Source organism: Streptomyces sp. NPDC016309 (genome assembly GCF_043077235.1).
In the GTDB taxonomy this organism is placed as follows: Bacteria; Actinomycetota; Actinomycetes; order Streptomycetales; family Streptomycetaceae; genus Streptomyces.
The window spans coordinates 371,436-392,473 of sequence record NZ_JBIBSG010000009.1 but is presented as its reverse complement, the minus strand read 5'-3'; the positions used below and the strand labels follow the sequence as shown (position 1 = coordinate 392,473).

Annotated in this window: 22 protein-coding genes; 13 read left to right on the top strand and 9 right to left on the bottom strand. The window is 73.4% G+C overall.

Going from position 1 to position 21,038, the window contains the following annotated elements; genetic code table 11:
• Positions 1 to 89 precede the first annotated feature (89 nt).
• The 3 genes from ACF068_RS24320 to tyrS all read left to right on the top strand — a co-directional run bounded on the left by ACF068_RS24320 (position 90) and on the right by tyrS (position 4,336).
• Positions 90 to 1,613: a TldD/PmbA family protein gene (locus ACF068_RS24320; protein WP_392276387.1), complete on the top strand. Its 1,524-nt coding sequence runs from the start codon at positions 90 to 92 to the stop codon at positions 1,611 to 1,613.
• Positions 1,610 to 3,001, top strand: a complete 1,392-nt coding sequence (locus ACF068_RS24315) for a metallopeptidase TldD-related protein (RefSeq protein ID WP_392276386.1) — start codon at positions 1,610 to 1,612, stop codon at positions 2,999 to 3,001. The genes ACF068_RS24320 and ACF068_RS24315 overlap by 4 nt, the downstream gene beginning before the upstream one ends.
• Positions 3,002 to 3,067: 66 nt before the next feature.
• A complete protein-coding gene (gene tyrS / locus ACF068_RS24310; RefSeq protein ID WP_392276385.1) occupies positions 3,068 to 4,336 on the top strand; it encodes a tyrosine--tRNA ligase in 1,269 nt (422 codons plus the stop codon).
• Positions 4,337 to 4,511: 175 nt separating this feature from the next.
• Here the strand turns inward: tyrS and ACF068_RS24305 are convergent, their stop codons facing one another.
• Complete coding sequence (locus ACF068_RS24305; protein ID WP_392276384.1) at positions 4,512 to 4,787, bottom strand: GlsB/YeaQ/YmgE family stress response membrane protein; 276 nt, start codon at positions 4,785 to 4,787, stop codon at positions 4,512 to 4,514.
• A 213-nt stretch (positions 4,788 to 5,000) separates the two neighbouring features.
• Here ACF068_RS24305 and ACF068_RS24300 point away from each other — a divergent pair, with 213 nt between their 5' ends.
• Positions 5,001 to 5,441 (top strand): DUF3099 domain-containing protein, encoded by a 441-nt coding sequence (locus ACF068_RS24300; protein WP_392276383.1) that lies wholly within the window; start codon positions 5,001 to 5,003, stop codon positions 5,439 to 5,441.
• Positions 5,442 to 5,640: 199 nt separating this feature from the next.
• Positions 5,641 to 5,865 carry a hypothetical protein gene (locus ACF068_RS24295; RefSeq protein WP_392276382.1) on the top strand — a complete coding sequence of 75 codons (225 nt, stop codon included), beginning with the start codon at positions 5,641 to 5,643 and terminating at the stop codon, positions 5,863 to 5,865.
• 98 nt (positions 5,866 to 5,963) lie between these two features.
• On the opposite strand, the gene moaA is transcribed toward ACF068_RS24295, so the two are convergent.
• From moaA to ACF068_RS24280, 3 genes are all read right to left on the bottom strand, one after another.
• On the bottom strand, positions 5,964 to 6,953 hold the full coding sequence (moaA, locus tag ACF068_RS24290; protein ID WP_392276381.1) for a GTP 3',8-cyclase MoaA: 990 nt from the start codon (positions 6,951 to 6,953) through the stop codon (positions 5,964 to 5,966).
• Positions 6,954 to 7,117: 164 nt separating this feature from the next.
• Positions 7,118 to 8,749 (bottom strand): cation acetate symporter, encoded by a 1,632-nt coding sequence (locus tag ACF068_RS24285; RefSeq protein WP_392276380.1) that lies wholly within the window; start codon positions 8,747 to 8,749, stop codon positions 7,118 to 7,120.
• Complete coding sequence (locus tag ACF068_RS24280; protein WP_392276379.1) at positions 8,746 to 9,111, bottom strand: DUF485 domain-containing protein; 366 nt, start codon at positions 9,109 to 9,111, stop codon at positions 8,746 to 8,748. Before ACF068_RS24280 ends, ACF068_RS24285 begins: the two co-directional genes overlap by 4 nt.
• Positions 9,112 to 9,352: 241 nt before the next feature.
• Between ACF068_RS24280 and ACF068_RS24275 the strand changes: the two genes are divergently transcribed.
• The 7 genes from ACF068_RS24275 to ACF068_RS24245 all read left to right on the top strand — a co-directional run bounded on the left by ACF068_RS24275 (position 9,353) and on the right by ACF068_RS24245 (position 17,802).
• Positions 9,353 to 10,900: a S8 family serine peptidase gene (locus ACF068_RS24275; RefSeq protein WP_392276378.1), complete on the top strand. Its 1,548-nt coding sequence runs from the start codon at positions 9,353 to 9,355 to the stop codon at positions 10,898 to 10,900.
• A 216-nt stretch (positions 10,901 to 11,116) separates the two neighbouring features.
• Positions 11,117 to 12,565, top strand: a complete 1,449-nt coding sequence (locus tag ACF068_RS24270) for a CoA transferase (RefSeq protein WP_392276377.1) — start codon at positions 11,117 to 11,119, stop codon at positions 12,563 to 12,565.
• Between the two features lie 368 nt (positions 12,566 to 12,933).
• The gene (locus tag ACF068_RS24265) at positions 12,934 to 13,911 is read left to right on the top strand and encodes a DEDDh family exonuclease (RefSeq protein ID WP_392276376.1); all 978 of its coding nucleotides are present in this window, start codon (positions 12,934 to 12,936) and stop codon (positions 13,909 to 13,911) included.
• 65 nt (positions 13,912 to 13,976) lie between these two features.
• Positions 13,977 to 14,213 carry a hypothetical protein gene (locus tag ACF068_RS24260; RefSeq protein ID WP_064071372.1) on the top strand — a complete coding sequence of 79 codons (237 nt, stop codon included), beginning with the start codon at positions 13,977 to 13,979 and terminating at the stop codon, positions 14,211 to 14,213.
• A gap of 159 nt (positions 14,214 to 14,372) precedes the next feature.
• Complete coding sequence (locus ACF068_RS24255) at positions 14,373 to 15,176, top strand: SURF1 family protein (RefSeq protein WP_392276375.1); 804 nt, start codon at positions 14,373 to 14,375, stop codon at positions 15,174 to 15,176.
• Positions 15,177 to 15,257: 81 nt separating this feature from the next.
• On the top strand, positions 15,258 to 17,042 hold the full coding sequence (locus ACF068_RS24250; RefSeq protein ID WP_392276374.1) for a glycoside hydrolase family 15 protein: 1,785 nt from the start codon (positions 15,258 to 15,260) through the stop codon (positions 17,040 to 17,042).
• 4 nt (positions 17,043 to 17,046) lie between these two features.
• Positions 17,047 to 17,802 carry an SDR family oxidoreductase gene (locus ACF068_RS24245; RefSeq protein WP_392276373.1) on the top strand — a complete coding sequence of 252 codons (756 nt, stop codon included), beginning with the start codon at positions 17,047 to 17,049 and terminating at the stop codon, positions 17,800 to 17,802.
• A 93-nt stretch (positions 17,803 to 17,895) separates the two neighbouring features.
• Here the strand turns inward: ACF068_RS24245 and amaP are convergent, their stop codons facing one another.
• Genes amaP through ACF068_RS24220 form a run of 5 tightly spaced genes read right to left on the bottom strand, consistent with a single transcriptional unit; the run spans position 17,896 to position 20,135 of the window.
• Positions 17,896 to 18,459, bottom strand: coding sequence for an alkaline shock response membrane anchor protein AmaP (amaP, locus tag ACF068_RS24240; protein WP_392276372.1), 564 nt, complete (start codon positions 18,457 to 18,459; stop codon positions 17,896 to 17,898).
• A 4-nt stretch (positions 18,460 to 18,463) separates the two neighbouring features.
• Positions 18,464 to 19,114, bottom strand: a complete 651-nt coding sequence (locus tag ACF068_RS24235; RefSeq protein ID WP_392276371.1) for a DUF6286 domain-containing protein — start codon at positions 19,112 to 19,114, stop codon at positions 18,464 to 18,466.
• Positions 19,111 to 19,530, bottom strand: a complete 420-nt coding sequence (locus tag ACF068_RS24230) for an Asp23/Gls24 family envelope stress response protein (protein ID WP_392276370.1) — start codon at positions 19,528 to 19,530, stop codon at positions 19,111 to 19,113. Before ACF068_RS24230 ends, ACF068_RS24235 begins: the two co-directional genes overlap by 4 nt.
• On the bottom strand, positions 19,505 to 19,696 hold the full coding sequence (locus ACF068_RS24225; protein WP_392276369.1) for a hypothetical protein: 192 nt from the start codon (positions 19,694 to 19,696) through the stop codon (positions 19,505 to 19,507). The genes ACF068_RS24230 and ACF068_RS24225 overlap by 26 nt, the downstream gene beginning before the upstream one ends.
• Before the next feature lie 22 nt (positions 19,697 to 19,718).
• Entirely contained in the window at positions 19,719 to 20,135 is a 417-nt protein-coding gene (locus tag ACF068_RS24220; protein WP_392276368.1) for an Asp23/Gls24 family envelope stress response protein, read from the bottom strand.
• 192 nt (positions 20,136 to 20,327) lie between these two features.
• On the opposite strand from ACF068_RS24220, the gene ACF068_RS24215 reads away from it, so the two are divergent.
• The gene (locus ACF068_RS24215; RefSeq protein WP_392276367.1) at positions 20,328 to 21,035 is read left to right on the top strand and encodes a hypothetical protein; all 708 of its coding nucleotides are present in this window, start codon (positions 20,328 to 20,330) and stop codon (positions 21,033 to 21,035) included.
• Positions 21,036 to 21,038 lie beyond the last annotated feature (3 nt).

The window sequence follows — 21,038 nt, the reverse complement described above, 5'->3', positions numbered from 1 at the left end:
CGGCCGGGGGCCCTACGCAAAGTGCTGGGCAGGGAACCGTGCGGCGCGACATGATCAGGGCGACCGGTCGCATACGACAGGAGACATTCGTGCCTCATTCCATCGACGAAGCCTTCACGGCGCTGCCGCTGCGGGCGCTCGCCGACGCGGCGCTCGCGCGGGCCAGGGCGCTCGGCGCCGCGCACGCCGACTTCCGTTTCGAGCGGGTGCGCAGCGCCTCGTGGCGGCTGCGGGACGCCAAGCCCGCCGGTTCGTCGGACACCACCGACCTCGGCTACGCGGTGCGGGTCGTGCACGGCGGGGCCTGGGGGTTCGCCTCCGGGGTCGACCTGTCCATGGACGCGGCCGCCAGGGTGGCCTCCCAGGCGGTGGCCATGGCGAAGCTGTCGGCGCAGGTGATCGCGGCGGCGGGGTCGTCCGAGCACGTGGAGCTCGCGGACGAGCCGGTGCACGCGGACCGGACGTGGGTCTCGTCGTACGAGATCGACCCCTTCACCGTGCCGGACGCCGAGAAGAGCGGGCTGCTGGCGGAGTGGAGCGCCCGGCTGCTGCGGGCGGACGGGGTGGCGCACGTGGACGCCTCGCTGATGACCGTGCACGAGAACAAGTTCTACGCGGACACGGCGGGGACGGTGACCACGCAGCAGCGGGTGCGGCTGCACCCGCAGCTCACGGCGGTCGCGGTGGACGGGACGACGGGCGAGTTCGACTCGATGCGGACGATCGCGCCGCCGGTCGGGCGCGGCTGGGAGTACCTGACCGGCACCGGCTGGGACTGGGACGCCGAGCTGGAGGAGATCCCGGCACTGCTCGCCGAGAAGATGCGGGCGCCGAGCGTCGAGGCGGGAAGGTACGACCTGGTGGTCGACCCGTCGAACCTGTGGCTGACCATCCACGAGTCGATCGGGCACGCCACCGAGCTGGACCGGGCGCTGGGCTACGAGGCGGCGTACGCGGGGACGTCCTTCGCCACCTTCGACCAGCTCGGGAAGCTGGCGTACGGCTCGCCGATCATGAACGTGACCGGTGACCGGACCGCCGAGCACGGGCTGGCGACCATCGGGTACGACGACGAGGGCGTCGAGGCGCAGAGCTGGGACCTGGTGAAGGACGGCACGCTGGTCGGCTACCAGCTCGACCGGCGGATCGCGAAGCTGACGGGGCTGGGCCGGTCCAACGGCTGCGCCTACGCGGACTCGCCGGGGCACGTGCCGGTGCAGCGCATGGCGAACGTGTCGCTTCAGCCGGATCCGGGCGGGCTGGCGACGGAGGACCTGATCGGCGGGGTCGAGCGCGGGATCTACGTGGTCGGCGACCGCTCGTGGTCGATCGACATGCAGCGGTACAACTTCCAGTTCACGGGCCAGCGGTTCTTCCGGATCGAGAACGGGCGGCTGGCCGGTCAGCTCCGCGACGTCGCGTACCAGGCGACGACGACGGACTTCTGGGGCTCGATGGAGAAGGTCGGCGGCCCCCAGACGTACGTCCTGGGCGGCGCCTTCAACTGCGGCAAGGCCCAGCCGGGCCAGGTCGCGGCGGTCTCGCACGGCTGCCCCTCGGCCCTGTTCCGGGGCGTGAACATTCTCAACACCGCGCAGGAGGGTGGCCGATGAGCCCCGTAGTGAAGCCGTACGAGATCGTCGAGCGGGCGCTGGAGCTGTCCCGCGCCGACGGGTGCGTCGTTATCGCGGACGAGCACTCGTCCGCCAACCTGCGGTGGGCCGGCAACGCGCTGACCACCAACGGCGTCACCCGGGGCCGGACGCTCACCGTGATCGCCACGGTCGACGGGGCGGAGGGCACCGCGTCCGGCGTGGTGTCCCGGTCGGCGGTCACCGCCGAGGAGCTGGAGCCGCTGGTACGGGCGGCCGAGGCCGCCGCGCGGGGCGCCGGGCCGGCCGAGGACGCCCAGCCGCTGGTGCCGGGCCGGGAGGCGTCGCCGGACTTCACGGACGCGCCCGCCGAGACCTCGTCGGCGGTGTTCGCCGACTTCGCGCCCGCCCTGGGCGAGGCGTTCGCCCGGGCCCGCGCGGGCGGCCGGGAACTGTACGGGTTCGCCAACCACGAGCTGACCTCGACGTACCTGGGCACCTCGACGGGGCTGCGGCTGCGGCACGACCAACCGTCCGGGACGCTGGAACTCAACGCCAAGTCGCCGGACCGGACGCGCTCGGCGTGGACGGGGCACTCGACGCGGGACTTCAAGGACGTCGACCCGATCGCCCTGGACGCCGAGCTGGCGCGGCGCCTGGGCTGGGCGGAGCGCCGCGTGGAGCTGCCCGCGGGGCGGTACGAGACGCTGCTGCCGCCCACGGCCGTGGCGGACCTGCTGATCTACCAGCTCTGGTCGTCGGCCGCCCGGGACGCGGCGGAGGGCCGCACGGTGTTCGCCAAGCCGGGCGGCGGCACGCGGATCGGCGAGGCGCTGTCCCCGCTGCCGCTGACGCTGCGCAGCGACCCGAACGAGCCGGGCCTGGAGTCGGCGCCGTTCGTGATCGCGCACGCGTCGGGCGACGACTCGTCGGTGTTCGACAACGGGCTGCCGCTGTCACCGACCGACTGGGTGCGGGACGGCCGGCTGGAGCACCTCGTCACCACCCGGCACAGCGCGGGGCTCACCGGGCTGCCCGTCAGCCCGGCGGCCGGCAACCTCGTCCTGGACGGCGGGGGCGAGCGGTCGCTGGAGGAGATGGTCGCCTCCACCGGGCGCGGGCTGCTGCTGACCTGCCTCTGGTACATCCGCGAGGTGGACCCGGCGACGCTGCTGCTGACCGGGCTGACCCGGGACGGCGTGTACCTGGTGGAGAACGGCGAGGTCGTCGGCGAGGTGAACAACTTCCGCTTCAACGAGTCGCCGGTGGACCTGCTGTCGCGGGCCACGGAGGCCGGCCGGACGGAGCGGACGCTGCCGCGCGAGTGGAGCGACTGGTTCACCCGGGCCGCGATGCCACCGGTGCGGGTGCCCGACTTCAACATGAGTTCGGTCAGCCAGGGCGTGTGACGCCCATAGACTGGCGGGGAACACCGCACCTGTTCGATCCCATTTCGCTCAAGGAGAGACGGCACCGTGACGGACATCGTCGACGAACTGCAGTGGCGGGGGCTGATCGCCCTTTCCACTGACGAGGACGCATTGCGCAAGGCGTTCGCGGACGGTCCCGTCACGTTCTATTGCGGCTTCGACCCGACGGCCCCCAGCCTGCACCTGGGCAATCTGGTCCAGATCCTCACCATGCGCCGGATCCAGCAGGCGGGCAACCGTCCGCTGGGCCTGGTGGGCGGGGCCACGGGCCTGATCGGCGACCCCAAGCCCAACGCGGAGCGCACGCTGAACGCGCCGGAGGTCGTCGCGGGCTGGGTGGAGCGCCTGCGGGCGCAGATCGAGCGGTTCCTCGACTTCGAGGGACCGTACGCCGCGACCATGGTGAACAACCTGGACTGGACGTCGGGGCTGTCGGCGATCGACTTCCTGCGGGACGTCGGCAAGTACTTCCGCGTCAACAAGATGATCGCGAAGGAGGCGGTCGCCCGGCGGCTGAACTCGGACGCGGGCATCAGCTACACCGAGTTCAGCTACCAGATCCTCCAGGGCATGGACTTCCTGGAGCTGTACCGGCGCCACGGCTGCGTCCTGCAGACCGGCGGCAGCGACCAGTGGGGCAACCTCACCGCGGGCACCGACCTGATCCACCGGGTCGAGCCGGACGCGGCGGTGCACGCCCTGGCGACGCCGCTGATCACGAAGGCGGACGGCACCAAGTTCGGCAAGACCGAGTCGGGCACCGTCTGGCTGGACGCCGAGCGGACCACGCCGTACGCGTTCTACCAGTTCTGGCTGAACGCGGACGACCGGGACGTGTCGAAGTTCCTGCGGATCTTCAGCTTCAAGTCCCGCGAGGAGATCGAGGAGCTGGAGAAGCTCACCGAGGAGCGGCCGCAGGCGCGTGCCGCCCAGCGTGCGCTCGCCGAGGAGCTGACGACGCTGGTGCACGGCGCCGAGCAGTGCGCCGCGGTCGTCGCCGCCTCGAAGGCACTGTTCGGTCAGGGTGACCTGGCGGAGCTGGACGAGGCGACGCTCGCCGCGGCGCTCGCGGAGCTGCCGCACGCCAGGGTCCCCGCGCCCGGCCCGGTGGTGGACCTGTTCGCCGAGGTCGGCCTGGCGCCGAGCAAGTCGGCGGCCCGCCGCACGGTCAAGGAGGGCGGCGCGTACGTGAACAACGTCAAGGTGACCGCCGAGGACGCCGAGGTGTCCGCGGACGAGCTGCTGCACGGGCGCTGGCTGGTGCTGCGGCGCGGCAAGAAGAACCTCGCGGCGATCGAGGTCGCGGCCGGCTGAGCGGTCGCGGTCGGCCGTAGGGCCGTCGTCGGCCGGCGGCCGCCGGTCGTCGTGAGGCCGGCGGTCGGGCCGGGCCCACGCCGCGAGGCGTGAGGGGGCCGGGCCCGCGTGGTCATGGGGCGGCGCCCCGGGGTGTGCGGAGCATCCCGGGGCGCCGCCTCGCGTCGTACGTCGGTCAGGCGCGTTGCCTGTTGCGGTGCATCGACATGTAGATCATGTCGCCGAGTCCGACGAGGACGACGGCCGCCACGACCTGGAGTGCGTGCCTGCCCCAGTCGATGCCCGGGGTCGCCTCGATGCCGAACGCCCTGGCGAGGGCGTTGCCGGCGATGCCGCCGATGATGCCGAAGATGGTCGTCAGCCACAGCGGGCTGTGCTGCTTGCCCGGCAGGATCGCCTTGGCCAGCAGACCCAGCACGAAACCGACGACAATCGCCCACAACCAGCCCATGGCTGCCTCCTCGGTGGATCGACGTGAGCAGTCCCGACAAGTCTCGGCCCGCTCGGCGTACGGCGCATGTCGGAGGGCCCCGTACGTGCGCCGTACGGTGGCGTCCGGGCTGGTGGGGGGCGCCCCCGGTCTCGTACGCGGCGGAGGGCGGGCGTACCGTGGAAGCAGGCCGGACCGGGGAGCGTCCGGCGCGATGCCGGGTGGTGGAACGTGATGCGGAAGCGTGGGAGCGACGAGGTCTTCCGGATCACCGGCGCCCGTCAGGGACTGGCCGACGACGTGCGCGGCAGGCAGCGGCGCTATGTGATCTCGATGTCGGTGCGGACGGTGGCGGTGATCGCGGCCGCGTCGCTGTGGAACGTCGAGCGGCACGTGGCGATCGTGGCCCTGGTCCTGGGGGCGGTGCTGCCGTACGTGGCGGTGGTGATCGCCAACGCGGGCCGGGAGACCGCGCCCCCGCAGCCGCGCGCCTTCGTGCCGCCGGCGACCGGGAACCCGATGCTGACGCCGGGACGCCCGGCGGACGAGGAGGGGACGCGGGCCCACGCGGACCCGGCGGCGGAACCCGCCGCGGAACCGGTCGCGCAACCCGGCACGGAGGACCGGCCGGGCGGCGGAAAGCCCCGGCGGGACCGGGAGTTCGAGCAGGGCTGAGCCGCCTCCGGTCTGCAAAGCTCAAGAAAAGCTCAGATCAATCATGTGGTTTCAGTGCACTCGAACCCGGTCCCCGTGACATACTTCGTAGGCGCTCCGCATCCCCCGTCGGAGCGACGGACCGACGCCGGGCAGCTCCCCCCGTGGCTGCCCGGCGTCGCCTTTGTCCGGGTAGTTCGGGCCTTCGTTTGGACGTGTTGTGAGCGACGAGACCACCCCTGTCTGTTCCGCCAAAGGTTGCCGTACGGCGGCGGTGTGGGTGCTGGCGTGGAACAACCCGAAGCTGCACACCCCGGAGCGCCGCAAGACCTGGCTCGCCTGTGAGGACCACCGCGAGCACCTGTCCCGGTTCCTGGATGTACGGGGCTTCCTGAAGGACGTCGTCACGCTGGCCGAGTGGGAGTCCCGCCCGGCCGAGGGGTGACCGGGCCCGCGATCCCGCGGCCGGTGCGGCCGGCGGGTGCGGGGTGGCCGGTGCAGGTGGCCGGCCGGTGCGGCCTGCCGGCCGGTGCGGGTGGCCGGTCAGCCGCCGATCGCCGACATCGGGCGGTCCGGCTGGAGGAAGGACGGGTCGTCCAGACCGGAGCCCGCCTTCTTCCCCCACATGGCCAACCGCCACAGCCGGGCGATCTCCTCGTCCGGCGCGTCCGAGCGGAGGGCGGCCCTGAGGTCGGTCTCCTCCTGGGCGAACAGGCAGGTGCGCACCTGGCCGTCGGCCGTGAGCCGGGTGCGGTCGCAGGCCCGGCAGAAGGGGCGGGTGACGGAGGCGATGACGCCCACCCGGTGGGGTCCGCCGTCGACGATCCAGCGCTCGGCGGGCGCCGAGCCGCGTGCCTCGTCGGGCTCCGGGTCGAGGGTGAAGCGCGTGCGCAGCGACTCCAGGATGTCCCCGGCGGTGATCATGCCGTCGCGCTTCCAGCCGTGCTGGGCGTCCAGCGGCATCTGCTCGATGAAGCGCAGCTCGTAGTCGTTCTCCACGGCCCAGGCGAGGAGGTCGGGGGCCTCGTCGTCGTTGAGGCCCGGCATGAGGACCGAGTTGACCTTGACCGGGGTCAGTCCGGCGTCCCGGGCGGCCTGGAGGCCCTCCAGGACGTCCTTGTGGCGGTCGCGGCGGGTCAGGGTCTTGAAGACGTCGGGCCGCAGGGTGTCGAGGGAGACGTTGACCCGGTCCAGTCCGGCGGCCTTCAGGGCGGTCGCGGTGCGCTTGAGGCCGATGCCGTTGGTCGTCAGGGACATCCTGGGGCGGGGTTCGAGGGCGGCGCAGCGCTCGACGATGCCGACCAGGCCGGGACGCAGGAGGGGCTCGCCGCCGGTGAAGCGGACCTCGGTGATGCCGAGCGCGGTGACGGCGATGCCTATCAGGCGGACGATCTCGTCATCGGTGAGCAGATCCGGCTTGGCCAGCCACTGGAGGCCCTCTTCGGGCATGCAGTACGTGCACCGCAGGTTGCACCGGTCGGTGAGCGAGACGCGCAGGTCGGTGGCCACGCGGCCGTATGTGTCGATGAGCACTGTGGGCGCCCTCCCCCGGTTACCAGGTTCCGTATACCAAGGAGCCTACGTGACCCCACCGGCGACGACACGGGCCGTTGTCCACAGGAGAGGCACGGCCGCGTCGTAGGGATCTACGACGATCCCCACGGCGCGGCCGCGTACGGTCGCACAGGGTGTGCGGATCAGTGCGCACCGACACCGGTGAGGGACTTGACCTCCAGTTCCGCGTACTTGCCCCGGTCCGGCTCCTCCTTGGAGAGCAGGGAGCCCAGCCAGCCGAGCAGGAAGCCCAGCGGGATGGAGACCAGGCCCGGGTTCTCCAGCGGGAACCAGGCGAAGTCGGCGTCCGGGAACATCGAGCTGGGCTTGCCGGAGACGACCGGCGAGAACAGCACGAGCGTCACGGAGGCGAGCAGGCCGCCGTAGATGGACCAGAGGGCGCCCTGGGTGGTGAACCTCTTCCAGAACAGGCTGTAGAGGATGGTCGGCAGGTTGGCGGACGCCGCGACCGCGAAGGCCAGGGCGACCAGGCCGGCGACGTTCAGGTCACGGGCGAGCGCGCCGAGGGCGATGGAGACGACACCGATGAGGACGGTCGCCCAGCGGGCGGCGCGTACCTCCTCCTTCTCGGTGGCCTGCCCGCGGCGGATCACATTGGCGTAGATGTCGTGCGCGAAGGACGACGACGAGGCGAGGGTGAGCCCGGCGACCACGGCGAGGATGGTGGCGAAGGCGACCGCGGAGATCACGGCGAGGAGGATCGCGCCGCCCGCCGAGTCACCGCCGCCGCCGACCTCCATGGCGGCCAGCGGGGCGGCCGTGTTGCCCGCCTTGTTGGAGGCGATGATGTCGCCGGGCTCCAGCAGGGCGGCGGCGCCGAAGCCGAGCACGATGGTCATCAGGTAGAAGGCTCCGATGATGCCGATGGCCCAGTTGACGCTCTTGCGGGCGGCCTTGGCCGTGGGCACGGTGTAGAAGCGGATCAGGATGTGCGGCAGGCCCGCGGTGCCGAGCACCAGCGCGATGCCCAGGGAGATGAAGTCCAACTTCGAGGTGCCGCTGGCGCCGTACTTGAGGCCCGGTTCGAGGAAGGCGGCGCCCTTGCCGCTGTTCGAGGCGGCGGCCCCGAGCAGGTCGGACAGGTTGAAGCCGAACTTCAGCAGGATCAGGAAGGTGATGAGCAGGGTCCCCGCGATCAGCAGGACCGCCTTGACCATCTGCACCCAGGTGGTGCCCTTCATCCCGCCGATGGTCACGTACACGATCATCAGGATGCCGACCAGCGCGACGATGGCGATCTTGCCGCCGTCCGAGGTGATGCCCAGCAGCAGGGACACCAGGACGCCCGCGCCGGCCATCTGGGCCAGCAGGTAGAAGATCGAGACGACGATGGTGGAGGTGCCGGCGGCGGTGCGGACGGGGCGCTGGCGCATCCGGTACGCGAGGACGTCGCCCATCGTGTAGCGGCCGGAGTTGCGCAGGGGTTCGGCGACCAGCAGCAGGGCGACCAGCCAGGCGACCAGGAAGCCGATGGAGTAGAGGAAGCCGTCGTACCCGAAGAGGGCGATGGCGCCGGCGATGCCGAGGAACGACGCGGCGGACATGTAGTCGCCGGAGATGGCCAGACCGTTCTGGAAGCCGGTGAACTGGCGGCCGCCGGCGTAGAAGTCGGAGGCGCTGCGGGTCTGGCGGCCGGCCCAGACGGTGATGGCGAGCGTGGCGACGACGAAGGCGCCGAAGAGCGTGATGATCAGCGGCCGGTGCTCCGAGGCGTCGGACGCGGCTGCCAGCAGGGTGGTGGCGGTGCTGCTCATGCGTCGGCCTCCATACGGGACTTGATGGCCTCGGCCTTGGGGTCGAGCGTCCCGGCGGCGTGCCGGGAGTAGAACCAGGCGATGAGGAAGGTGGTCAGGAACTGGCCGAGGCCGAGGACCAGCGCGACGTTGACGTTGCCGAACAGCCTGGTGCCCATGAAGCCGCCCGCGTAGTTGGACAGCAGCACGTACAGCAGGTACCAGGCGATGAAGGCGACGGTCAGGGGGAAGGCGAAGGAGCGGTGGGCGCGGCGCAGCTCGCCGAATTCGGCACTCTCCTGCACCTCGACGAACGCCTCCGTCGTGGGCTGGGCGGGACTGGTGTCCGTACCGCCGTCGGGCGGCGGTGCATCGGTAACCACGGAATCTCCTCGTGACGCGGGTGCGCTGGGCATGGACAAGAACCTCACGGTGGGGGCCGGTACTCGCTCGTGCTCTCCCCTGTCAACGGCACGGAAGCCGTGGCGACGCGGTTCACCTGCGGCGTTTTTCTTCCCCGAAGTCATTGATGGGCCGGGATGATCGGCGATAGCTTCGCTCGTCATGTACCCGCCCACACACAACCGGTGTGCGGGCGGATCTCACGGATGATGTGGAGAACCCATGGCTCATCTGCGATCCGGACGCGGGCGAATACTCACGCTGCCCGCCGGCCTGGCGCTCACGGCCTCACTCGGTCTGGTTCCGGTCGCCGGGGCCTCGGCCGCCCCGCTGGAGGGGGCGCCGGGCGCCGGCGGTGTCACCGCCGCCGCGACGACCGGTGCGAAGATGTCGTACGTCGTGAACGTGACGGGTGGTCACTCCACCGTCAAGGCGGTGAAGAAGGCGATAGCCGCGGCGGGCGGCACCGTGGTGATCGCCTATGACCAGATCGGCGTCATCGTCGTCCACTCGCAGAACCCGGAGTTCGCCGCCACGATCCGCGGGGTGCGGGGCGTGAAGTCGGCGGGGGCCACCAGGACCGCTCCCCTGGCCGCCCAGAGCACCACGGACATCGGTGCGGAGCAGCCCCTGTCCGCCGCGGAGGCCCGTTCGGCGGCCGACCGGGCGAGCGATGACCAGGACCCCTTCGAGCCCCTCCAGTGGGACCTGCCGGCCATCAAGGCGGACAAGGCCCATGAGAAGTCCCTCGGCAGCAAGCGGGTCACCGTCGCCGTCCTGGACACCGGTGTCGACGACACCCACCCGGACCTGGCCCCCAACTTCGACCGCGCGGCGTCCGCGAACTGCGTGACGGGCGCGCCGGACACCACCGACGGCTCCTGGCGGCCGGGCCCGACGGAGAGCGACCACGGCACGCACGTGGCGGGCACCATCGCCGCCGCGAAGAACGGGGTCGGCGTCACCGGTGTCGCGCCGGGCGTGAAGGTCTCCGGCATCAAGGTGTCCAACCCCGACGGGTTCTTCTACACCGAGTCCGTGGTCTGCGGTTTCGTCTGGGCGGCCGAGCACGGCGTCGAGGTGACGAACAACAGCTACTACGTCGACCCGTGGCTGTACACGTGCAAGAACGACCTCGACCAGGGCGCCCTGGTCGAGGCGCTCCAGCGGGCCACGCGGTACGCGGAGCGCAAGGGCGCGGTCAACGTCGCCGCGGCGGGCAACTCCCGTACGGACCTGGCGGCGGACGAGGTCACCGACAAGACCAGCCCCAACGACACCACGCCGGTGGAGCGGGTCGTCGACCCCGAGGTGTGCCCGGACGTCCCGACCATGCTGGACGGTGTGGTGACGGTCTCCGCCACGGGCGCCAAGGACCTGAAGTCCTCGTACTCCAACTACGGCCTGGGCGTGGTGGACATCGCCGCCCCGGGCGGTGACTCGACGGCGTACCAGCCGCCGGAGGCTCCGGCCACCAACGGGCTGATCCTGTCGACGCTGCCGGGCGGCAAGTACGGCTACAAGGCCGGTACGTCGATGGCGTCGCCGCACGTGGCCGGTGTGGCCGCGCTGATCCGGTCGACGCGCCCGCACGCCTCGCCCGCCGAGGTGAAGGCCCTGCTGTACAAGCAGGCCGACCCCATGGCGTGCACCGACCCGTACGACATCAACGGTGACGGCACGGTCGACGCGGTGTGCGAGGGCGGCAAGCGCGGCAACGGCTTCTACGGCGCGGGCCTGACCGACGCGCTGGACGCGGTGCGCCGCTGACGCGGCGGAGCCGTGAGCGGCCCCGGGCCCCGGGTGCGGTGCGTGCCACCGTGCCCGGGGCCCGGTCGTGCCGTGGGCCCCGGTCGTGTGCGGGTCGTGTTCGGGTTCGGGCCCCGGTCATGTGCGGGTCCGGGTCGGGCTCGGGTCCCGGTCGTGTCCGGGCCCGGTCGTGTCCGGGATCTTCCGCGAAGTGGCACTGAGTGCCATAGTGCTGCCATGAGCAGCGATGTTTCTCCGGGTACGTCCCAGGCATGGGCGGCACTGGGTGCCGATCCGGCCCTTCTGGAACGGGTCTCCTACGGCGGGCCCACCGACGGCCTCCCCGCGCGGCTGCCGGTACGCGAGCTGGCGCGGGCGATCGTCGCGGTCTGCTCCCTGGCGGCCGCCGAGCTCGCCGCGGCGCGCACCGGGGGTCCGGTGCCCCGGGTACGGGTCGACGACGGAGCGGTCGCCACGGCGTTCCTCAGCGACCGGCTGGTCAGGGTCGACGGCCGGGCGGCGGCGACGTTCGCGCCGCTGTCGCGGTTCTGGCGGGCGGCCGACGGCTGGGTGCGCACGCACGCCAACTACCCGCACCACCGGGAGCGGTTGCTCGTCGCGCTCGGCCTGCCCGGGGACGCCGGGGTGGACGCGGTCGCCGAGGCGGTGGCCGGGCGCCGCGCCACGGACGTGGAGGACACCGTGTACGCGGCGGGCGGCCTGGCCGTCGCCGCCCGGGACGTACGGCGGTGGGCGGCGCACGAGCAGGGCGCCCTGGTCGCGGGCCGGCCGCTGCTGACGCTGGAGCGGATCGGCGGGGCGCAGGCGCCGGCCCCCACCCGGGCGGGGGGCACGCGCGCGTGGAGCCGGACGCCGGGTACGCCGCGGCTCCCCTGCGCCGGGGTGCGGGTGCTGGACCTGACGCGGGTGCTGGCCGGGCCGGTCGCCACGCGGACGCTGGCGCTGCTGGGCGCGGACGTCCTGCGGATCGACGCGCCGGGGCTCCCGGAGAGCCAGGACGCCCACAACGACACCGGGATGGGGAAGCGGTCGACGACGCTGGACCTCGGGCGCGGCGCGGACCACCGCGTCTTCGAGGACCTGCTGGCCGGCGCCGACGTCGTGGTGACCGGCTACCGGCCGGGCGCGCTGGACCGGTTCGGGCTCTCCCCCGAGGCCCTCGCCGAGCGCCGCCCCGGACTGGTGGTGGCGCAGTTGTCGGCCTGGGGCCGGTACGGGCCGTGGCGGGAGCGGCGCGGCTTCGACAGCCTGGTCCAGGCGGCGACGGGCATCGCCGTGCTGGAGGGCTCCGCCGACGAGCCGGGCGCGCTGCCCGCGCAGGCCCTGGACCACGGCACCGGTTACCTGCTGGCCGCCGCCGTGCTGCGGGCGCTCACCGGGCGGCTCGGCCCGGACGGCGGCGGGACGTGGCTCGCCCGGCTGGCCCTGACGCAGACCGCGCACTGGCTGGTGCACGGCCTGGCCGGGGACGCGGGCCCGGCGGCGGGCGGGCCGCCCGCGGGGAGCACGGGTCACGATCCGGAGCGCTGGACGACCGAGACGGACAGCCCCATGGGCCGGCTCCGCCACGCGCTGCCGCCGATCGCGTACGAGGGCGCCCCGGCGAACTGGGCCCGCCCCTCGGGCCTCTGGGGCACGGACCCCGCCCGGTGGGCCACGGCCTGACACCGGGGCCGCCAGGAGGCGGGTCGGTCCGGCGAGTTCGGGACTCCACCGCCCTCGGCGCGGGGCCGACGGACCGACGGGCAGGCCGTGAGGTCCACCCTGAGGGGGGTGGTGCGGCCGGCCGCGTCGACGGCCCGGTCGCCCCGGGAGCCACGAACGAGGGCCCGTGACAGGCGGGTTGGCACCCGGCCGGCCCGCCGCGCCGGACTCCGCACCACGTCGAGGCGGAACGTATCCGTACGAATGGGACATGCCGCGGCGGCGTCAACCCGCTCGCGCGGAACGGCTCCAGGGGCACCCGGCGTCAACAGGACGACCCCTCGGGGCAAACCCGGCGGCGCCATTGTCAGTGGCGGCCTCTATTCTCAGTGACCATGCTCGACGACCGTACGACAGCAGCACCGTGGCCGACCGCCTACCCGACCCAGGGGTACGCGGTCGTCGACGTGGAGACCACCGGCCTCGCCCGCGACGACCGGATAGTGTCCGCTGCCGTCTACCGGCTCGACGCGCAGGGAAACGTGGAGGACCACTGGTACACGCTGGTCAACCCCGAGCGCGATCCGGGACCGGTGTGGATCCACGGCCTGACGAGCGACGTACTGGAGGGGGCGCCGCTCTTCCCGGAGATCGCGGCGGAGTTCTCCGAGCGGCTCGACGGCCGGGTCCTCGTCGCGCACAACGCGATGTTCGACTGGTCGATGATCGCCCGCGAGTACGCACGGGCGGAGCGGACCGCGCCGGTGCGGCAGCGGCTGTGCACCATCGCGCTCTCCAAGGAGCTGGGCCTGCCGCTGGCCAACTTCAAGCTGGAGTCGCTGGCCACGCACTTCGGTGTGGTGCAGCGGCGCGCGCACAACGCGCTGGACGACGCCCGCGTCCTGGCCGAGGCGTTCCGTCCGAGCCTGCACGCGGCGGCGGAGCGGGGCGTGCGGCTGCCGCTGCTGGAATGCCGTCCGCTCACCGAGTGGGCGTCCTCGCCGGCCGCCCCGGGAGTGCCCCGGCAGACCTCGTACCACGGGAACGGCTGGCGGCCGTCCCGCAAGCGGCCCGCCTGCCCGTACCCCAACCCCGGGCGGTACGAAGCGGACAAGCCGCTCAAGCAGGGCATGCGGGTGGCGTTCTCGGGTGACACCTCCATCGACCGGGAGCTGCTGGAGGACCGGGCGGTCGAGGCGGGCCTGCACGTGGCGAGCAGCGTCTCCCGGCTGACCAGCCTGCTCGTCACCAACGACCCGGACGCCGCCACCTCCAAGACGGTCAAGGCCACGGCGTTCGGCACGCCGATCGTCGACGAGGCGGCGTTCACCCAGTTGCTCCGTGACGTGGCCCCGGCAGACGAGTAGGCAGACGGGTGACCGCCGGGCGTTTCGCCGCTCCTCGCGGAGCGCCGGACCGCACCCTGTGGCGCATGGCACGTTGTGAGGTCTGCGGAAACGATTACGGCATGTCCTTCGAGGTGCACGCGCAAGGCGCGGTGCACGTCTTCGACTGCTTCGCCTGCGCCATCCACCGCATGGCGCCCATCTGCGAGCACTGCCGGGTCCAGATCATCGGCCAGGGCGTCGAGGCCGACGGCCAGTGGTTCTGCGGGGCGCACTGCGCCCGCGCGGAGAAGGGTCAGGTGGGCATCGTCGACAAGGTGTGACCCGACGGCACCCGGCGGGGCCGTCACCGGGCGCCGCCCAGGCCCCCCGGTGGCGGCCCCGACCCGGACGGCGGCCGGACCCGGGGGACCAGGCAGGCACGGACCCGGCGGCCGGACCCGCTCTCCGGCGGCCGGACACGAGCAGGTACGGTCGAAGCCGTGTACCGCTTCCTGTTGTCCCGGCAGTGGGTGATCCTCACCCTCATCGCCCTCGTTCTCATCCCCGTGATGGTCGAGCTGGGCTTCTGGCAGTTCCACCGGCACGAGCACCGGGTGGCGCAGAACGGGCTGATCGCGGACAACCTCGAGGCGGCGCCCGTCCCCGTGACGGACCTCACCTCCCCCGGCCACACCGTGCCCCGCCCCGACTACTGGCGCCGGGTCACCGCCACCGGCACCTTCGACACCGCCCACGAGGTCGTCGTACGCCGCCGGACCAACGCCGACGAACGGATCGGCGTCCTGGTGCTCACTCCCCTGATCCTCGCCGACGGCCGCGCCGTCCTGGTCAACCGGGGCTGGATCCCCGCCGCCGCCGACCAGATGTCCTTCCCCGAGGTACCGCCCGCCCCCAGGGGCGAGGTCACCGTCACCGGCCGGCTCAAGGCCGACGAGACGACCGGCGCCAGCGGCATCAAGGACCTCAGCGGGCTGCCGCCCCGCCAGGTCATGCTGATCAACAGCGGGCAGCAGGCCAAGAGCCTCGGCCGCCAGGTGCTGGGCGGCTACCTGGAGCAGACCGCGCCGGTCCCGGCCGGGGACACCCCGGAGCTCATCCCGGAGCCCGACCACGACTCCATCGGCCCGCACATGGCGTACGCGGTGCAGTGGTGGCTCTTCGCCGCGGGCGTTCCGGTCGGCTGGGTGGTGCTGGTACGCCGTGAGAAGCGCGACCGCGAGGCGGCGGCGTCCGACCCGGCACCCCCGGCCGCCCCCGAACCGGCCGAGCACGCCCCGGCCTGACCCGGGTGCCGCGCCGGCGCGGCACCGGGAGTGACGTACGCGCTTGCTTAGCGGTACACCGTGGCGGGAACACGCCAGAGCGTGACGCAACGCATCGAGGACTACGCCCTCATCGGGGATCTGCAAACGTCCGCACTCGTGGGCAGGAACGGTTCGATCGACTGGCTCTGCCTGCCACGGTTCGACTCGGCGGCCTGCTTCGCCGCGCTGCTGGGCGACGAGGACAACGGCCACTGGCGGATCGCCCCCAAAGACGCCCAGGCCTGCACACGGCGCCGGTACATCGGTGACTCGCTGGTCCTGGAGTCCCTCTGGGAGACCCGCACCGGCACGGTGAAGGTGCTGGACTTCATGCCGCAGCGCGACCAGGCCCCCGATGTCGTACGCATCGTGGAAGGCGTCAGCGGCACGGTGGAGATGGCCTCGGTGCTGCGGCTGCGCTTCGACTACGGCCACATCGTGCCGTGGGTGCGCCGGACCGACGGGCACCGGGTGGCCGTCGCCGGCCCCGACGCGATATGGCTCCGCAGCGAGCCCGAGGTCAAGACGTGGGGTCAGCAGTTCAGCACCCGCTCCTCGTTCACGGTGGGCGCGGGCGAGAAGGTGGCGTTCGTCCTGACCTGGCACCCCTCGCACCACCCCCGGCCGCCGCTGATCGACCCGTACGAGTCGCTGGAGCACACGCTGGAGGACTGGGAGTCCTGGGCCGCCCAGTGCACCTACGACGGGCCCCACCGCGATGCCGTGATGCGCTCGCTGATCACGCTCAAGGCGCTGACGCACGCCCCGACGGGCGGGATCGTCGCCGCGCCGACGACCTCGCTGCCGGAGGACATCGGGGGTGTGCGGAACTGGGACTACCGCTACTGCTGGCTGCGCGACGCCACCCTCACGCTCGGGGCGCTGCTGTCCGCCGGCTACCTGGACGAGGCGGCGGCCTGGCGCGACTGGCTGCTGCGGGCGGTGGCCGGCGACCCGGCGGACCTCCAGATCATGTACGGCATCTCGGGCGAGCGCCGGCTGCCGGAGACCGAGCTGCCATGGCTGCGCGGGTACGCCGGATCGGCGCCGGTGCGGACCGGCAACGCCGCGGTGCGCCAGTTGCAGCTCGATGTGTACGGGGAGGTCATCGACGCGCTGTACCTGGCCCGCGAGGCGGGGCTCGCGTCCCAGTCGCACGCCTGGAACCTCCAGCTCAGCCTGCTGGGCTTCCTGGAGTCGACCTGGCGGCAGCCCGACGAGGGGCTGTGGGAGGTGCGCGGACCGCGCCGCCACTTCGTGCACTCCAAGGTGATGGCGTGGGTGGCCGCCGACCGGGCGGTGCGCACCCTGGAGCGGGACCCGTCGCTCCGCGGCGAGGCGGACCGGTGGCGGGCGATGCGGGACGAGGTGCACCGGGAGGTGTGCGAGAAGGGGTACGACCCGGAGCGGAACACCTTCACCCAGTCGTACGGCTCCCGGGAGCTGGACGCGGCGACCCTGCTCATCCCCCGGGTCGGCTTCCTGCCGCCCGACGACCCGCGGGTGGTCGGCACGGTGGACGCGGTGTGGGCCGAGCTCAACCACAACGGGCTGATCCGCCGGTACAGCACCGAGGGCGTGCCGGTCGACGGGCTGCCCGGCGACGAGGGGACCTTCCTCGTCTGCTCGTTCTGGATGGCGGACGCCCTGCGCATGACGGGCCGGACGAAGGAGGCGAAGGAGCTGTTCGAGCGGCTGCTGGCGCTGCGCAACGACGTGGGGCTGCTGGCCGAGGAGTACGACGCCGCCGCGCGGCGGCAGCTCGGCAACTTCCCCCAGGCGTTCAGTCACATCGGCCTGGTGGGGACGGCCCTCGCCCTGGCGCGGGAGGAGGCGGCAGGATAGGCCCATGGATCTTGGACTGAAGGACCGTGTGTACGTCGTGACCGGCGCCTCCCGCGGACTGGGCAACGCCTCGGCGCGGGCCCTGGTGGCGGAGGGCGCGAAGGTCGTCGTGTCCTCGCGCGACGAGAAGGCGGTGGCCGGGGCCGCCGCCGCGCTGGGTGACGGCGCGGTCGGGGTCGCGGTGGACAACGCCGACCCGTCCGCCCCCGACCGTCTGATCGGCGCCGCCCGGACGCACTTCGGGCGCTTCGACGGCGTGCTCATCAGCGTGGGCGGCCCGCCCCCGGGGTGGGCGGCGGACAGCACGGACGACCAGTGGCGGACGGCGTTCGACTCGGTGTTCCTGGGCGCGGTACGGATGGCCCGGGCGGCGGCGGCCGCGCTCCCCGAGGGCGGGGTCATCGGGTTCGTCCTGTCCGGCTCGGTGCACGAGCCGATCCCGGGGCTGACCATCTCCAACGGGCTGCGGCCGGGCCTGGCGGGCTTCGCCAAGTCGCTCGCGGACGAGCTGGGCCCGCGCGGCATCAGGGTCGTGGGCCTGCTCCCGAGCCGTATCGACACCGACCGGGTCCGCGAACTGGACGCGCTGTCCGGCGACGAGGCCGCCGCCCGCGCCGCCAACGAGTCCCGGATCCCGCTGCGCCGCTACGGCACCCCGGAGGAGTTCGGCAACACCGCGGCGTTTCTGCTCTCGCCGGCCGCCTCGTACCTCACGGGCGTCATGCTCCCCGTCGACGGCGGCGCCCGGCACGGCTTCTGACCGCCCGGCACGGCTTCCGGCCGCCCCGCGGGGCGGTGCGCCCGGCGGCGGTGCCGGGCGCCGGACGGACGCCCACCTCCGGGCCGCGGGCCGTCAGGTGACGCGGCGTGCGGGGTGTTTGGCGGCCCGGAGGTGGGCCTCCGCGGGGAGGTGCGGGAGGCCCGCCGACTCGCGGGCGTGGCGCAGCGCGCCGTCCCGGAGGCGTGCCAGGGCCGCCGCCGGGGACGCGTGGGGCTCCAGCAGCAGCGACACTCGCGCGGACGGTGCCGTACGGCGGCCGGCCAGCCGGACACGGGCGCCCGACACGCCGTCCAGCCCCTCCGCCTCCGCCGCCACGGCACCCTCCAGCGCCCGGCCCCGCAGCACTACGCCTTCCCCGTCCCGGCTGTCGACCAGCACCTCCGCGAGCCGGGGCCGCCGAAGCTGGGCCAGCAGCCACCACAGCGCCAGCAGCACCACCGCCGCCAGCACCGCGACGACGACCCCCCACGCCCACCGCGTGCGCACCGACTCGGTGAGCACCACGGCGTCGGGGCCCCGCCACGGCCACCACGACGGCACGCCCAGGTCCAGGCCGGCCACGAGCATCGCCCCGCCCACGCACAGCAGCGCGGCCCCGGCCAGACCCAGCAGCACCCGGTTGACGGTCCTCAGCATGTCCTCACCCTTTCCGCGGCGGTCGCGCCACGTGCACCGCGAGGTGCGGCGGCCGGGCCAGGCCCAGCTCGTCGACCGCGGCCCGCAGCGCGCCGTCCAGGTCGGTCCGTACGTCGCCGAGCTCGCGGAAGTGGGACACGGCCCGTACCACGGCCTTGCGCCGCCGGGCCCGTACCCGCGCGGACTGCACGCCCGACACCGCCATCGCCCGGTCGCGCAGCACCGTCTCGACCGCTTCCCGCCGCAGCCCGGCGCGCAGATCGGCACCGCGCCGCATGGGCAGGAGCGCGCGCAGGCCGGGCGTGCAGGCGAGCGCCAGCAGCCAGAGGCCCAGCGCGATCGCGACCGCCGAGCCGGCGAGCACCGCCACGTCGTCGAGCTGCCGGGCGGCCAGGTCGTCGGCGAGGACCCGGCGCCAGCGCATGCCGGGCCGCCCCGCCTGCACGGACGCGACGTCGTACAGCAGCAGTCCGGCGACGGCGAGCACCAGCAGCGCCAGCAGGGCTGCCGGGACGCGCCGCACGGACCAGAAGCGGTGCGCGCGCCCCGGCGGGGCGTCCTCCGGCACCGGGACCGTCCCCTGCCCGGGCTCCCGCGCCGGCTGCGACTCCGGCTCGGGCTCGGGCTCGGGAGCGTGGGACGCGATCGTGCTCATCGGACCCTCCCCCGTCCCTTGTCGTGGTCGCGGGTGTACGAGGAGTGCAGCCGTTCCACCTGGACCGCGACCTCGGGTACCGCGAGGCCGGCCAGCGTCTCCACGCGCCGGGTCACATGGCGGCGTACGGCGCCGCAGCGGGCGCCGATGTCGGACGGGTAGCCGAGCTCCAGGCTGATGCGGACGCGCGCGGTATCCCGGTGCACGACCACCGTCGCGTGCGGCGGCCGGCCGCCTCCCGTGCCGGGCAGACCGCCGCGACCGCCGCCGCCCTCGTCCTCCGCCGCGCCCGCGAGCGCCTCGCGCGCCGCACGCGCCGCGATCTTGGCCACCACGCGGTCGGCGATGGTGACCGATCCGCGTTCCGCCGCCAGGGCCCCCGTCACCGCGTCACCGCCGCCGGTCGTAACGGTCACGGCTCCGGAAGAGGTCACCGGGTTCGAGGTCCCCGTCGAGGAACCGCCCGGTCACGAAGCCGACCGCTCCCAACGCGGCCACCAGCAGAAACGCCCCGAAGCCGCCGAAGTATCCGGCGAAACCGAGCGCCATTCCGGCCAATAGGCCGACCATCGCCATGTTCATCGTGCGCTCCTCACCTGGCTGCCTACTGGAGCCGGGACTCCGGCTCGTCTTCCTCGTCCTCCGGCAGCTTCACGTCGCTGACGGCGATGTTGACCTCGACGACTTCGAGACCGGTCATCCGCTCGACCGCCGAGATCACGTCCGTGCGCACCGCCCGGGCGACGTCGTGGATGGGGAAGCCGTACTCGATGACGATCTCCAGGTCGAGTGCCGTCTGGACCTCCCCGACCTCGGCCTTCACCCCGCGGCTGACGCTGGGGCGGCCGCCGGGCACCCGGTCGCGCATCGCGCCGAAGGTGCGGGAGACTCCGCTGCCCATCGCGTGGACGCCGGCGACGTCCCGCACGGCCAGTCCGGCGATCTTCTCGACGACCCCGTCCGCGATGGTGGTATGGCCACGGGACGCCGGGTCACCGCCGCTGCCGCTTCGCTTGGCCATGGACGTCCTCCGGGCTTCCTCGGCCGCCGGTTCCCTGATCCGCGCGGCCCTCGCCGCCTGGTCGGACTGGGCTGATTGGGCTGACTGCGACGCGTCAGTCATCACCGCTTCCCTTCGGGAGGATTTGGACTCCTTCGCTCACATTAAGGGTGGTTTCCGGATCTCGCGCCTGGGATGCGGCAGGCTGGAGGAATGACGACGGCTGATGGATGGATGGCGGCGGTGCGGAGCCGGATCGGCCTGGGCCGGCTGATTCCCCTGGGTGACGCGGCGGACGGCGCGTGGATCGCGGAGCCCGCCGCGGACGCGGTCCTGCGCGACGCGGCGCGGAGCGTACGGGGGGTGGACCCGGGCCGGTTGCGGATCGCCCCGGCGGACACCGGCCCGGCGGACGCGGCGAGCGCCCCGACGCACCCGGCCCCGCCCGGTTCGGTGCCGCACGGCCCGCTGCGGGTCGACGTGGACTTCGCCGCCGGGTACGGCGTCCCGCTCCCGGACCTCGCCGAACGGCTGCGCGCCGCGCTGTCGGCGGCGGCACGGGACCGGCTCGGGCTGACCGTGGCGGAGGTGGACCTGCGGGTGACGGCACTGCTGGACGCCCCGCCCGAACCGCCGGCGGCCGCTCCCCCGCCCGACGCGCCGCGGGCCGGTGAGGTGCCCGGCGGCGATGCCCAGCCCGATCCGCTGGCCGTCCTGGCGGCGGCGGTACCGGGCGTGGCGCGGCTGACGACGGTCCTGGGGCCCTCGGTCCACCGGGCCGCCGACCACGTCCGGGTCGAACTGGCGACGGCCCCGGACCACCGCGTGCTGGACGTGGCACGGGCGGTACGCGGGGCCGTGGGCGGAACGCTCCCGGTGACCGTCGTGGTCACCGGGGCCGGCGCGGGCCGTACGTCGTAACGG

Excerpts from the sequence above, each read along its gene's own strand:
- ACF068_RS24245 (WP_392276373.1), top strand. The coding sequence starts at position 17,047 with ATGGATCTTGGACTGAAGGACCGTGTGTACGTCGTGACCGGCGCCTCC.
- ACF068_RS24300 (WP_392276383.1), top strand. The coding sequence starts at position 5,001 with ATGCGGAAGCGTGGGAGCGACGAGGTCTTCCGGATCACCGGCGCCCGT.
- amaP (WP_392276372.1), bottom strand. The coding sequence starts at position 18,459 with ATGCTGAGGACCGTCAACCGGGTGCTGCTGGGTCTGGCCGGGGCCGCG.
- ACF068_RS24285 (WP_392276380.1), bottom strand. The coding sequence starts at position 8,749 with ATGAGCAGCACCGCCACCACCCTGCTGGCAGCCGCGTCCGACGCCTCG.
- ACF068_RS24315 (WP_392276386.1), top strand. The coding sequence starts at position 1,610 with ATGAGCCCCGTAGTGAAGCCGTACGAGATCGTCGAGCGGGCGCTGGAG.
- ACF068_RS24260 (WP_064071372.1), top strand. The coding sequence starts at position 13,977 with ATGGCACGTTGTGAGGTCTGCGGAAACGATTACGGCATGTCCTTCGAG.
- ACF068_RS24220 (WP_392276368.1), bottom strand. The coding sequence starts at position 20,135 with ATGGCCAAGCGAAGCGGCAGCGGCGGTGACCCGGCGTCCCGTGGCCAT.
- ACF068_RS24270 (WP_392276377.1), top strand. The coding sequence starts at position 11,117 with ATGAGCAGCGATGTTTCTCCGGGTACGTCCCAGGCATGGGCGGCACTG.
- ACF068_RS24305 (WP_392276384.1), bottom strand. The coding sequence starts at position 4,787 with ATGGGCTGGTTGTGGGCGATTGTCGTCGGTTTCGTGCTGGGTCTGCTG.
- ACF068_RS24235 (WP_392276371.1), bottom strand. The coding sequence starts at position 19,114 with ATGAGCACGATCGCGTCCCACGCTCCCGAGCCCGAGCCCGAGCCGGAG.
- ACF068_RS24275 (WP_392276378.1), top strand. The coding sequence starts at position 9,353 with ATGGCTCATCTGCGATCCGGACGCGGGCGAATACTCACGCTGCCCGCC.
- ACF068_RS24225 (WP_392276369.1), bottom strand. The coding sequence starts at position 19,696 with ATGAACATGGCGATGGTCGGCCTATTGGCCGGAATGGCGCTCGGTTTC.
- ACF068_RS24215 (WP_392276367.1), top strand. The coding sequence starts at position 20,328 with ATGACGACGGCTGATGGATGGATGGCGGCGGTGCGGAGCCGGATCGGC.